Source organism: Kolteria novifilia (assembly GCA_007748055.1).
GTDB lineage: Bacteria > Planctomycetota > Planctomycetia > Kolteriales > Kolteriaceae > Kolteria > Kolteria novifilia.
Window position 1 is genome coordinate 3,081,009 of sequence record CP036279.1, and the last position, 13,929, is coordinate 3,094,937.

Annotated in this window: 5 protein-coding genes; 4 read left to right on the plus strand and 1 reads right to left on the minus strand. The window is 63.4% G+C overall.

From position 1 onward, the window contains the following. Positions 1-55: 55 nt before the first annotated feature. Positions 56-4,849, minus strand: a complete 4,794-nt coding sequence (locus Pan216_RS11340; protein WP_145258105.1) for a carboxypeptidase-like regulatory domain-containing protein — start codon at positions 4,847-4,849, stop codon at positions 56-58. A 311-nt stretch (positions 4,850-5,160) separates the two neighbouring features. Between Pan216_RS11340 and tssK the strand changes: the two genes are divergently transcribed. The 4 genes from tssK (at position 5,161) to Pan216_RS11360 (ending at position 13,925) form a co-directional block, all read left to right on the plus strand. Then, positions 5,161-6,585, plus strand: coding sequence for a type VI secretion system baseplate subunit TssK (gene tssK, locus Pan216_RS11345; RefSeq protein WP_419193531.1), 1,425 nt, complete (start codon positions 5,161-5,163; stop codon positions 6,583-6,585). Continuing rightward, positions 6,578-7,423 (plus strand): DotU family type IV/VI secretion system protein, encoded by an 846-nt coding sequence (locus Pan216_RS11350; protein ID WP_145258107.1) that lies wholly within the window; start codon positions 6,578-6,580, stop codon positions 7,421-7,423. Before tssK ends, Pan216_RS11350 begins: the two co-directional genes overlap by 8 nt. Next, positions 7,423-8,976 (plus strand): type VI secretion protein IcmF/TssM N-terminal domain-containing protein, encoded by a 1,554-nt coding sequence (locus Pan216_RS11355; RefSeq protein ID WP_145258108.1) that lies wholly within the window; start codon positions 7,423-7,425, stop codon positions 8,974-8,976. Before Pan216_RS11350 ends, Pan216_RS11355 begins: the two co-directional genes overlap by 1 nt. Positions 8,977-9,095: 119 nt before the next feature. Continuing rightward, positions 9,096-13,925 (plus strand): vWA domain-containing protein, encoded by a 4,830-nt coding sequence (locus tag Pan216_RS11360; protein WP_419193532.1) that lies wholly within the window; start codon positions 9,096-9,098, stop codon positions 13,923-13,925. Positions 13,926-13,929: the final 4 nt, after the last annotated feature.

The following is a 13,929-nucleotide window of genomic DNA, read 5'->3' on the forward strand; positions in this document are numbered from 1 at the left end:
CAATCCCATGACGTCGACCCCGACGTGGCAACGAGCGAAAGCCACCCTTGGCCGTCTACTTAAGCGTCATGTTCACCGTCACTTCGGACGTCTTATCAGATTCGACGCGAACTTCCGCTTTTCCCTGTCTCAGCGGCGAGGAGGCTTTCACGGCGTAGTTGCCTGGGGGCACGTCGCGGAACTCGAAGGCGCCACCGAAGCCGGTCTTCGTGCTTCCCACGCCTTCAATCGTGACGGTTGCTCCCTTCTTCCCGGTCGGCCCGACCATGACCTTGCCCTTGATGTCGCCGTTCTTGGGAGGAGCTTTCTTCGCCGCCTTGTCCTTGGCGTCGGCTTTCATCTCCGGTCGGGGTCTGATCACCAACGCCCGGCGGACCACATTGCTCTTGAGCGACTTGACGCCACCCTCGGACTTGGGGTCGGCGACGAGCGACTCGCCCTGCACGATCAGGAGAGCGGACCCCGGGATCAGATGATCGACGCCGAGTCGAACCGAGACGCGGCCATCGGCGCCGAACGTGACGGGGCGGCCATCCTCATTGCCCAGCGGTTGGACCTCCTCGTCGGCATCGAGGTTGCCATTGCGGTTGAGGTCGAACCCGAAGTGCATTTCGTCGACGGCGCCGGCATCGCCGGGATCCTCCGTCTGGACGGTAACGGGAAGGTCGGAGCCTTGCCGCAGCGTGGTTCCCGAGAGGGGGCGGACGATGTTGATCTGGGGGGCGGAGGTCAAGAAGTAGACTTCGATCGCTTTCGACAGGGACTGGTTGCCGGAAAGAAGGTTGGCGAGGATGACCTGCCGGCCGCGCAATCCGGTCGCTCGGAGGGGAAGGATCAAGTCGGTGACCCGCGACCGGAGCAGGAATCCGGGCTCGTCGGGGTTCGCGACCAACTCGAGACCGACGTCGCGACCGGCGGGATAGTCTCCTCCGTTGCCTCGTTCGGAGTCCTCCAGGCGATCGTTCGCGTTGCGGTCGAGGCCGACGAAGACGCGCAGCGGTTCGATATCGGGCCCATCGGCTTGCAGCGTGATGGGAATACTCTTGAGATCCGCCGACTGAAGGTACTTGGCTCCCGGGGTCGGCGACGCGACGCCGAGGGAGATTTCCCGAAAGGGCTGCCCCTGCGGCCGATCGGCACCGACCCGAAAGCGAAGGGCCCTGGGGACGCCACTGACCGAGAGGGCGATGACGAGATCGCGGTCGTCCGCCTCGGGGGGAAGCAGGGCGCCGAGCTGGGCGCTCCGTTCTCCCTCGGCGATGACGGTCGCGAGCGTTCCCTGCTTGACGTCGATGGTCGGAATCTCGAGTTTGAGCGGGATTTCCCCCTTCGCGTCACTGGCGGCGGAGGTTTGAGCCAGCACGCTCAACTCGCGGCGATCGGGGTTGTAGCGGACCAAAGCACCAAGGAACTCCGACGGCACGATGACGTTGACGCGTACGTCCGCTTGGTCCAGCAGGGTTTCGCCCTCGTAGAGTTTGAGCTGGAACTCGCTGCCGCCGAGCATCGCATTCCACTTCTCGGGAGCGGGGACGGGGAGCCGTTCGGACTTCCCCTCTTTCGCCTCGATCGGCAGGACCGCGGGGCTTCGTCCTTGGCTGCCGATCTCGAGACGAAGCGACATCGGGCGATCGACGTTCTTGCGAATGCCCAACTTCAACGGAATCTGCTGATTCGGGTAGAGTTCGATCCGATCGTCGCGGCCTGTCCGATCGTCCCATGAGGCGAGAATCTGCGCGGGTTTGACGACCTTGGCGGGTGGTTGGAGGGCGAGTTGAAACCACTCCCGCCGTCCGTTCTCGAGCCGAACACTGGCATAGAGCGGGATCGGTTGGGTGTTGTCGGAGGGGCTGGTTCGCTCGATGGTGAGATTCGAGGTGAAGAGATCGCCCGCCTTCAACGCCGGCATCGGAACGATCATCTGACCGGTGGCCGATGTTCGTCCTTCCATCCCGACCTTTAAGTTCTCCCGACCCTGCAACCAGTCGAAGGTCAACGTGGCGCCGTTCGCGCCCAACGACTGGTTCGCCTTGATGGCGAAGGGAAGCGACGCGGTTCCTTGCTCGGGCAGGACCAACTGACGCGACGACTCGAGGCTGAAGAGGGGCCACGATCGGGAGGCGCGGAACGAGGGATCGAGATCCCTGGTCCTCTCCGTCAGATGGCGAATCGTCGTGGAGTAAACCGGGAAGGGCAAGCTGCGATCATTCGCTTGCAGTCGTTCGATCTGCCAGCGCAGATAGTCCGACTGTCCCTCGGTCAGGAGTTGATCGAAGGAGGTGTCGTTCCCACTCGCGCTGCGTTTGCCTTGAACGCGGAAGGGAGCGAGCAAATAGGAGCGCGTCAGCCGCTGCCAAAGATTTCCCGGTTCGGTCATCTCCGACGGTCGAGAGCGGACCCGCCCGAGAAACGTGGCGAGACGTTGACCCGCTTGGGCCCGCAGGCCTCGCGTCGACGGGTCGTCCACCATCGACTGCCGCGTCAAACGCGATGGCGCGCTTGGCGAGAGTTGCTGGAAGGCTTGAACGAGCCGTTCGTTGTCGTCGGTCAGCTCCAGGTAGCCATCCAAGGGAAAAGGATTGGCGGCGGCGCGCAGATCGGGTGTCCCGTACCGACTCGGGGAAAGCGTGATCGGGCTTTCGGCCGACTCCTCAAGCACCCGGCTTAGCAGCGATCGCCGCAGTTGGGGATCGAGGAACGGGAGCCGGAGGGCGGCATCGTACTGACGCCACTCCCGCGCGTTCTCGGCGTAGTTTTCCGCTTGGGAAAGGAGGTCTTGGCTCGCTTTCGCAAGCAAACGTAGCTGCATCGTCGAGGGATCGGCCCCGAACCGCCTCAGCCGATCGAGGTACTCTGCGAGCCGCATCAAGTCGGCGGCTTTGCTCTCGCGGTCCGCGGGATCGTCGGCGAGCCAACGGATGATGTAGGGGATCGAGCCCGCGATGCGAAACGCGATCGCGTATTCCTCTTCCAGGTCCGAGAGCTTGCTTTTGGAGGTTTGGTAGGCTTCCCTGGCCTGGCGGAAGTGATCCTGGGAATCGTCGAGTCGGGCGAGCATCAATGCGACCAGTCCCTCGCGGAACTCGCTGTCGGCTTCCGCCAGTTCCTTGCGAGCCATCGTCAACAGCAACGGGTCGGAGAGCTTGCTGGAGGAAGCCGCGAGCGATTGGGTTTCGAGCGCGAAATTCGCCAAGTCGGTATCGGTCCAGGCAGTGCCCTCGTGGTTGCGGAAGACTCGCGCCATGAACCGGAGCAGGTCGGTTTCCACCAGTCCGCTTTCGGCGATGGTCGCCAGTCGCTTCTCGGACGGATCCTCCAGGACCGCTTGAGCCGCTTTCGATGGGGCGGCGAGGGGACTTGCCCGGTCGTCGGCATCGTGAAACGCCAGGGACCAGAGGTCGGGACTCTCATCGCCCGACTCGAGCAGCGCTCGTTCAGTCTCGGCGATCGGACCTTGAAGCATCGCGTAGGCATCGTCGGCTTGGCCGGCGCGGAAGAGTTCCTCGGCCCGGAGTAGGCGATTTTGAAGGGTCGCCCAAAGGAGGGGTTCAACGAGGACAGCGTGGGTTTGGCCGATCTCCGTTGATCGCTGCCAAGCGGCGAGCAGCGCTTCGAGAATCTCCTGTTTGGTGGGAGGTGGCGGCTCCTTCTTCTTCGGAGCTTCGTCCTCCGGTGGCGACTCCTTCGCGGACTTCGTCGAGGTCTTCTCCTCTCCCGGCGCGTGGGGAGGTTCCTCCTTCACTTCTTCCGGTTCCTCGGCCGGTTCTTCGAGCAGCGAGGTCGCGGTGATCGACTCATTGACACTGACGAGGGCGAAGTCGTCGCCGATGAGGGTGGCGAAGGGCTGTTGGTCGGCTTTGCGATACTTCGCGGCCCAAGCAGTGACGCGTCCGTTGGCGAACTCGAGGATTTCGTTGGCGGTCAGGACCTGATCACGCTCCCCTTGATCGTCGGGTAAGTTCGCCTCGGGTCCCCCTTGCAGGCAATAGGCCATCGTCAGTCCGAAGATCGAGTGACCGAGCGAATAGGACGACCACGCCCGCTCTCCCTCGCCGCTGGAGCAGCAAACGCACAGGTTGCCGACCAATTCGGGGGAGGCCTTGGCTTTCTCTTCGATCTCCGCGAGATCGTGCTTGAGCCAGTCGACGAAATCGTTGCCCAGGAGGCCAATATCGAGATCGGTGTCGACCTTGGTGGCGTCGAGCACGAGCATCTTGTTCTTCGCGGGGCAGGTGGCCATCGACTCGAGCAGGGTGCGAAGGGGATAGCGTCCGGCCTGGGTTGTCGGGGAGGCCTCGGAGGTGAGCAAGTAGGCTCCCGAGGGGCCGCTGATGCCGTGGGTACTCAGGTAGACGACGACGGTGTCGTTCTCGACGCGCTGGAGACTTTCCTCGAAGAAGGTGCGAAAGTCGGCCAGAGTCTGCATGTTGGCCGTGTTCTGGGAGAGCCCACGATCGCCGGTGGTGAAGAGGTCGGATCGCTGGATCGTTTTGACGTCCTCGAGCCCGAAATCGTTCGTGGGGATAAGTGAGGACTGGTAGTCGGTGACCGACCAGGCGACGAGCAGCGGTTTGACCCATTGTGCGGGCGCCAACCAGAAGAGCAGGGCGCCGAGCGTGCCGACGACGACGAAGAGGGCGACGCTGGGGAGAAAGACGCGCAGCCACGCGGGCGTGTGCTTTCCCCGATTGATCACGGTGGTGGAGCCGCCGCGGAATCGCTTGGCGCTCGGGGTTTTGGAGGAATCGTCGCGGTTTTGGTCGTCGGTGGCGGGAGTTTCCTTGGGACCGTTGCGGCCGGATGACTTGCGCCAGGACCTCCGTTCGCTCTCCGATCCCGGTGTACTCATGTCAATCGAAGTCCTTCGTCGCGCTAGTCCCAGGCGCCAAGACCAGATCCGGTCATGGTTCCGGTTCGCCTCAAGAGGTCGTGCATAGTGGGAATCGTCCTCGGACCTCCCGGGAGGACAACGGGAGCCAAAAACGTGCTAGGCATCGCCTCAAGAGTAGGCTGGCGTCGTCGTCGGCCGCTCGCCTCGCGACTTTCGGCTTGCCAATGCCAAGACGCTTCCCGATTATAAAACCCGCATTACGAACGTGCCAAGCGTCGGGGGGAAATCCATTCCTCGAGCGCCTGTCCCTCGAACATGAAAGGCTGCTCATGAGGACGAGACCACTGCACTGGTCCGAAGGGATGCTCGTCCTGCCCCACCATTTCCAGGCGTCGACCGCGAATCTGGTCGACTGGATGACAAGTTCGCAGGATTGGCACACGCCCCACAACTACGGGGTGCGCCACCTCGAGCTCAATCTCGAGGCCCTGGCGGACTTCGAGGTCCGCATTCCTGTCCTACAGGCTCGGATGCGCGACGGGACGCTCATCTCGGTTCCCGAGAACGCCCATCTAAATCTGCTCGACCTTCGCCCGGCCCTCGAACGGCACGACCAGGTCTACATCCATCTCGTTCTGCCCGAGACGATCCTGGGGCAGGCCAACGCCACCCGCGATCAACGTTCCGATTCCAAGCGTTTCCTCGTCCAAGTCGACGAATGGCACGAGCGAAACGATGGGGGAGACTCGCGGCCGATCGAAACCCATCGTTTCAACGTCGGCCTGGTGGCCCTTCCGACCCTCGAGTCGCCCAAGGGCTACGAGTCGCTACCGCTTTGTCGACTCGCCCGCTCCGCCCAGGCGGAAGCCCCGCCGACGCTCGACGAGGACTACATCCCGCCGCTGATGCGCGTCGACTGCTGGAAACCGCTCAAGGAAGATATCCTCGTCGCTATCAACGCACAGCTCGGTGCCTTTATCAAGAGCCAGTCGGGGTATTTGCTCACCCATGGCGGATTTTCGGAAGCCAACCAGCCGCAAATCCGCAAAGGGATCATGCAGCTCTCGGTCGCCAACGGCGCCTACCCGTACTTGACGCAACTGATCGAAGCCAGCGGCATCCATCCTTTCGTCGCCTACACGGAACTCTGCCGACTGGTCGGCCAGCTCAGCCTCTTCCGCGATGATTGGCAGCCTCCCGACCTCCCGCTCTACGATCACGACGACCTGGGAAGGATCTTCCGGGCCGTCCGCGCGGAGATCGAAGCGTCGCTAAGTTCGGAAGGGCCGTCCGCCAAAGTGCAGCGATTCCCATTCGTTGGGGTACAGGAGTGGATGGAGGTGTCGCTCGATCCGCGTTGGTTGCGGGGGAACATCGCGTTTTATGTCGGTGTTCGCTCCGATTTGACGCCCGAACGGCTCGAATTGCTCTTCAGTGACCGCTGGCTCGACTGGAAGCTGGGGAGTTCACGAACGATCTTGGAGATCTACCGCAACGCCCTCGATGGACTGAGTTTGCGTCGCGTGGTCGGGGTCCATTCCTCCTTGCCGGCTCTCAAGGGAGTCACTTACTTCGAAATTGAGCAGAAGGGACGCTTCTGGGATGAAGCGGCCGATTCGCGAACCGTGTCCCTGAAGGTGAACGAGAAACACATTCGCGGTGACTTCGTCGGGAAAAACGTCCTAACCGTCGTCGACCCGAAGCAAAATCCTCGCGATCTGACCCTAGAACTGTTCGTCGTCGAAAATGAATGACGCCTTTGCCGCCAAAACCTACCCGACCATCCTCTACGTGCTCGACTTGCTCGAGCGAATCGAGTCGGGAAAGGTCGACGTCCGTCCCGCGGATGAGAAGCCCCGCCTCAAGCAGTATCTCGGGCAACTCGAGACGCGGGGCGAGGATCAATCGGAGCTCGATCTCGCCCGCACGGCGCTCGTCTACTGGATTGACGAAGTCCTGATCAACGCGAACTGGGTCCACGCCGGCGAGTGGAAAAACGACACGCTCGAGCGGGAGTACTTCACCGGGCGGATCCGGGCTCGCGACTTCTTCGACAAAGCCTCGGTCGCCGGTCGCTTGAGCCGGACCGATGCGCTCGAAACCTTCTTTCTCTGCGTGGCGCTTGGATTCGTCGGCGCCTATCGCAATGGTGGCGGCCCCGCGCCGATGCCGACTCCCAAGCCCGTGCCCGCGGCGCCGCCGGCGCCCGCCAAGGGGGGGAGCGATCAAGTCTCCTGGTTCAATGATGCCAATCCGGTTCCGTCGGGTTCCGAGGAGACTTGGGGGTTGGGAGGGCTTCCTTCTCCCAACAAGCCCGCGCCGTCGAAGCCGGAACCACCCGCGCCGCCACCGGTCGCCCGGCAAGCGGGTCACCAGAGCGGATTGCCGCCGACACTCCGGGAGTGGGCGGCGCCGGTTCACGCCCAAATCGCGCCCGGAACGCTTCGTCCCTTCGCTCCCTCGGCACCCAGCGGTAGTCCGCGCGACGCACGACCGCTGCGGGGATATGGTGGATTTCTCGGTGCCACGGGACTGGCGATCATGGTCGGTCTGCTGACGGTCATACTTCTGGTCGTGAGGATGATGGTCTAGTGTTCCTCGTCGACTTAGCCCGTCGGATGCTCTACGCGATGCGGAGCATCCTGCTTCCCTTCAAGTTCTTCGGGAAGCTTGTCAAGAAGATCAAGATTCCGCCGTGGGCGCGTTACTCGCTGGAGTTGACGCTCGTGGTCGTCGTCGTGATCGGTTTCGCCCTTCTCAACTGGGCACTCGGTCTGGAGAAGCACCTCGCCGGTTCCGGCCCGCTCGTGTTGCGGAAGGTCTGGCTCGGGATTCTCGCGCTGCTGGTCTATTTGGCGATTCGCCTCTTCATCTTCATCATTCAGCAGCTTCCCGGAAAAGCACAGGAGTTCCCCGACATCGACGACGCGATCGATGCGGGTCTCGAAGCACTGCACGATGCCCGCGTCGATCTTCGCGACTCGCCGGTCTACTTGGCGATCGGTCTCCAGCCGGACCAAGAGCGAGGTCTGCTCGAATCCCCTCTCGTGAGCAATGACGTGCGGGTGGTCGATTCCGATTTGCCGGTTCATTGGATGGGAGGGGATCGCGCACTTTGGGTCTCGCTGCCAGGCGTGTCGGCGCTCTCTCATCAAGTGAAGGTCGCGAGCCGACGCGGGGGACGCCGGGCGACTTCGCCTCCACCGACGGCGCAGGATACCAACGTCGGCGCCACCCAGGGATCCAGTCGTTTCGCCACCATGGCGGGCGAAGGTCGCTTCGCCACCTTGGGCGCCATCGACACCGACGAGGGGACCGATCCGGGCGCCAGCGACCCGGTTGCCCCGGAACCCGACAAGGGCTATCGTTCGGCTCAGCGAATCAGCGCCGATGAACGCGAACTCGATCGGCAGCGGGTTGAGTACTTCGTCGAACGTTTGCGGGAACTGCGCTATCCCGTCTGCCCGGTCAATGGCCTGATGGTCGCGCTGCCGTTCTCCTGGAGCAGTAGTCCCGGACTGAGTCAACTTGCCGACAGCGCCAAGCTCGACATGGAAGTGCTCGAGCAGGGGCTCGGGGTGAAGTGCTTCTCGATCGCCGTCTTCACCGGGATCGAGGAGTCGGAGGACTTCACGGCCTACGTCGAGCGTCTGGCGGCGAAGGAGGTCGAACGCCGCTGTGGTTGCAGCTTTCCCCCGCTCGTGGAACCGGAGCGGGCCGACTTCGACAGTGCCCATCATTGGCTTCTCGACTACTTCGAGCGCCAAGTCTACAAACTCTTCCGCGACGGACTTGGTCACCCGAGCAACGGCAAGCTCTTTCGGTTGCTCGAGACGCTCCGAAAGTCCCGTTCCAATTTCGTTCGCATCTTGACCAACGCGTTTCCCCAAGATGTGGCCGATCCCTTCTATTTCGGCGGCGTCTATTTCGCCGGCATGGGCGACGTTGGTTCGGTGTCACGTCCCTTCATCGATGGCGTCATCGCGAAGGTTCATCGCGAAAGTGATGATGTCATCGGCTGGAATCAGGACGCGATCGCGCGTGACCAGCGGTACACTCGACTCTCGAGGACCGTGATTGGCGTCGTCGTGGTGCTCACGATCCTGTGCGCCTTGCTCATCCTCTCGATGGTGCTTGGCTGGTAAGGAGCGAGTTCGAGGTCGGCGCGGTTCCGATCTCGGTCATTGTCCATCGAGCACCGTTGGCGGGCGATGGTTGACGAGACGTCTTGATCGCCATCCTCGGGTTTGTGCGGAGAACGATCGTGGGCAATCGGCGTTGGCAGCAGAGCAAGGATCGTCCGAGCGAACGACCCGCGGCGCGACGGCCCGCCCAAGCCCCTTCGGGCCGAGGCGATTGGCGCCAACGTGGCTCCGAGGCACCGGCGGTCGCGGGGCCGAGCGCCTCGTCGATCAAGGGAATCATCGGCGTTTTCGGGTTCGCCGTCTTGGTCCTGCTCATCTTGCTCTTGCTTTGGTGGTTACAGCCGGTGCCCCGCATCCGGCTGGCGGTCCTTTCGGCCAACTATGATGTGCCACTCTTGCCTCCCAACGCGTTCGCGCGCGAGGATGTCGCCGCCCTGGCTTCCCAGACGGGGATTGTCGACTCCTCCCAAGCCGATATCGACTCCCTGACGCGCGAGGAAATGGAGGCGCGAATCGCGGCGCTGCCCAGCCTCAAGCCGTCGCGCATGTGGTTCTCGTGGGAGAAGACGTGCACCCTCGTCTACGTCAACGCGATGGGGGTCGGCTTGTGGGATGAGTCGGAGCGGCGCTCGGTTCCCTACCTCCTTCCCGCTGGGTTCGAGGTTCCGGTCGACAATCAACCGGTGCGCGATCTCAAGGCGATTCGACTTCGAAACATCATCACCAACGCGGCCAAGTCCGAGGCCGACTGGAAGGTCGTCGTCTTGGACTGCCAACGGATGGACCACTGTTGGCCCCTCGGCGTTCTGGTCAACGACTTCGTCGACGCCGTCCAAGTCGAACTCGAGTCCCTCAAACCGAAAGAGAAGGAGGGGCTCTTCGTCTTCGTCTCTTGTTCCTCCGGCGAGGTGACGTGGGTCGACGCCAGTCGGCGTCACTCCGCGTTTGGGTACTACTTCACGCAAGGGCTTTCGGGGATCGCGGACGACGAGTACGGCAATGGCGACGGGCGAGTCGATCTCGCGGAACTCGGCGAATACGTCTCGATCCAGGTGGAGGATTGGGCACGACGCAATCGGGCCGACACGCAGACGCCGACCCTCATCGTCTTTGGCAACCGTCCGGGCGAGGTGTCGCTCGCGGCGGTCGTCGGTTCGCCGCGCTACACGCCTCGGCGCCAAGACGCCGGTTCTCCGGAGTTGGTCCAGCGTCTTGAGCAGCAGTGGCGGGAGGTCTACGCCGCGGGACGGGAGAATCCACCTCCCGCTCACTACGCTCCGCGACTTTGGCGTTACCTCCAAGAGACGATGATGCGTGCCGAGAGCTTCCTGCGCGCCGACGATCGCGAGAACGCCGAGAAGGAGTTGCGCAACGCGACGTACCGTCGGGAGGATCTCTTGCGGGCTCGCGAGGACTACGCCATTCGGGGCCGTGGCTACTCGATCCGCATGGATCAGTTCATCGCCCAAACGGCGGTCACGTCGCCTTCGACGGGGACCGGTCGCGAGGCACTCTCTTCCTTGCGGGACAAGGCGGCGGAGCCCAAGACCGAACCCGAGGTGGACGAGGCGACCGCCGACGCGAAGGACAAGGAGAAGTCGAAAGCCAAGAGTGAGACGCCGAAGCTCAAGAAGGGTGAGAAGGAGAGTGTCCCGACCTGGGAACGTTTCCGCGAGGTGATCGAAGGAGTGGTCGACGGCACGCCTCTTGATCGTGCCGCGAAGGTTCTTGCCGGCGGCCGCTTCGTGGAACGGACGCCTCCCGTCGAGGCGCTCTTCATCAGAATGCTGGCGCAAGTCCCGCGCATCAACGATCCGGCGCTTTCGCGTACCGCTCGTTCGCTCGTCGCGCTACGGCTGCTCGCGGAGGAGGCTTCGGTACCGGAAGGCCAATGGGCGCCCGATCTCTTTCGGTGGATTCGCGCCAAGGTGACGCTCGCCGACACCGAGCGGCGTCGGCGGGAAGACGACTTTTTCGCGAGCGACGCCCTGGCGGTTCCCGTCGGTCCGATGGCGGGACGCCCGTCGCCGAGTTCCGCCGAGCAACTCTACGCCGACGGTCTCGAGGATTCGGCAAGTCTCTCCGAAGCCTATGCACTGCGCGAGCGACTCCTTGCCGAATTGCCCTCGGTTGTCGCGTTTGGATCGATGCGTCCTTGGCGCCGCGCCGAGCAAATCCTCACCAGCGAGGTGGTCGACTTGGTCGAACCGGCGCTCCGGGAGACGATCGAGCTGGACAACCTCTTGCTGCAAACGCCTACCTCGACCGATCGCGACTTTGACGAGATCACGCGCAAAATTCGAGCGATCGGTTCGGGAGCCAAGCAACTTTCGCAACGGCGCGGTCGCCTCCTGGAGATTCTCGCGGCGGAGACGCGCGATCTGGGCGAGAGCACCGGCCCGCCCCGCACCCAAGTCGAGTGGCGCCGCATCAACGACATCCTGACCGTTCCCTTCGCGGCGATCACCAGTGATCCGGGGGAGTCGGCCCGGCTACGCGCGAACCTAGTGCGCCGTATTCGCCAGCCGGTGATGCAGCTCGGTCGCGAGGAGACTTCCAGTGGGCGCGGAACGCGTCAGACGGGAAGTCTCGACGTCGATGAGGAAGCGATGCGGCGCCGAGCGACGCTCCTGGGTGGACTTGCGGAATTGCTCTATTCAATGGGCAGCGGGAAGGAGTTGGGCGTCGCGGAGGGCTCGGCGAGCCAGGTCGGCTCGAAGATCGCCGCCGCTTGGCGGCAACTCTATGACGTCGCCGTCACCAATCCGGTCGCGCTCGACGACTACGCGGCCTTGGTTCAGGCGAGCACCGCGCGTCGCATCCTCGATGGATTTCTCTCCCGGAAGGGTGGCTACTCCTACGTGCGGGAACTGAGACGACTCAACCTCGCGCAGTTCTTCGCGTGGCAGGCGAATCGCTTCGCTGAGGACTTCTGGGCGGGATTCCCGGGGGACAACGAGCCTTACTTCGAACGTTCGGCGACCGGCTACCTCGAGCTGGCACAGCTCTTCGCGCCGTCGCGGGAGTTCGAATCGACCGGCCGTCGGCTGGCGCAGCTTGTTTCCGTCGCCGATGGCGCGACGATCGAGTCGGATCCGGCGAAGGTTCGGTTTCGGGGGACCGATGAGCAGCAGGTCCGTCTCCGGGTCCAAACACCCGAGGCCTACCCGACCGGGGTCGCGGCGCTACGCTACTCGACCGACAAGGAGTTGATCGACTTGCGAGCGCTGCCGGTCGAATCGAGTTCCTACCCGTACGCCTTTCGCCTTCGCCGCAAGGGAGGCCGCAACGACTCGACGGAGTTGTCGACACGGTACTTCTTCCGTGGGCATCGCCACGCACTCGGTGTGCCGGTGCTTCTTTCGAATGACGAGGAAGGTCCGACGGTCGTCTATGTCAACGACGCGCTCGGCAAGCCGGGACAAGTCGACGTCCGGCTGGCGCGGGGAGAGCGCCTCGACCTGAAAGTCCTCTTCGTGCTCGATTGCTCCGGCAGCATGGAGGCGGGCAATCGCATGCGGATCATGAAGAACGTGTTGCGCCAGTTCGCCGAACGAACGCCCAACAACTCGATCGAAGTCGGCGTCCGGCTCTTCGGAAGTGACGTTGTCTGGAACGATCCGGACGACGCCGCCCAGGAGCAAGCCGCGAAGAACGACACCCGCAACGTGCTGCCGATCGGTCCCTTCGATCAGAAGAAATTCGACGATATCCTGACCGATTTGAAGCCGACCGGCTCGACGCCTCTCTTTCGGGCGTTGATCGACGCCCGGAAAGACTTCGAACGGGTGCGCGGCGGGCGCAAGGAGATCATTGTCATCTCCGACGGAGCCGACAACTGGGCGATGGTGGGGCAACCGCCCGGCGTCAAGGAGCTCGCCCGAGCCTACGAGGGGCAGGGGATCCGGATCAACGCGATCGGTTTTCAGGTGAAGGACGCCGAGTTCACCCAGCTCAAGGAGATCGCTTCGGCTGGTGGTGGCCAAGTCAGCCGCGCGGAGCGCTCCGATGAACTCCTTAAGAATGTGACGGGGTTGGTGGGGGTCATGCGGTGGTGGGCCAGTCGTGGCGACCAGCGCTACCCCGCGGAGGCCGCTCCGCTGCAAGTCGTCTCCAAGCCGGTCCCCGTGCCGCCGGCTCTCTATGCCGTCAACGTCGCCAATCCCGAGGGGCAAGCGGTCGCGACCCGTCCGGAGATCCGGATCTTCGCGGGGCAGGCGCATCGCTTCATCTATCGGGCCGGCGCGATCGACTACGCCGACAACGGGACCGATCAAGCGGTCGCCCGCGTCGACAGCGCCGAGAGTGGAATCAGCCTGTCGGTGATTCGGTCTCGGCCACGTGATGGCGGGTTGACGGTTCGTTTCGCCCTCTTCCATCCGCGTCAACCGGGCTGGACCCCCGAGGGCATCACCGCTATCGTGCGACCATTGGGAAAGAAGGAGGTCTTCGCGTTTCAGGGCCTGCCGGCCAACGTGCCCGGCTACCATATTCCTGTTTGGGAGATGAGCATCGAAGATTGGCCCGAGGATGTGGAAGAGGCCGAGATCGAGGTTCGCTGGACTGAGACCGACGACACCGACCGGCCGCTCGTCTACCGGCTCCAGTGGGGAGAAACTGGCCTCGTTGGCAAGATCCCCGACGGCATCCGCGTGACGGTTCGCGACTTCAAGCCCCGCACGGTGCTGGGAAAAACGCGAAACAGCGCGAAGGTGAAGCTCGTCTTTCCCGAAGGGACCAAGGAGATGGGGCTATGGAGCGTCGCGTTCGAAGCCCCCACGTGGTACGCCCGTCAGATCCATAATGGTGAGGACGCGGTCTATACCGGAACCTTCGTCCTCGAGCACGAGGTCGAACCGAAGACGCTGCTCCTCGAGGCCCCGCGCCCGGTCCGTCCCGATCGGATGCTCAAGACCCGCGTTCCGGTCGGCGCCCGAAGTTTCAACTAGGCCG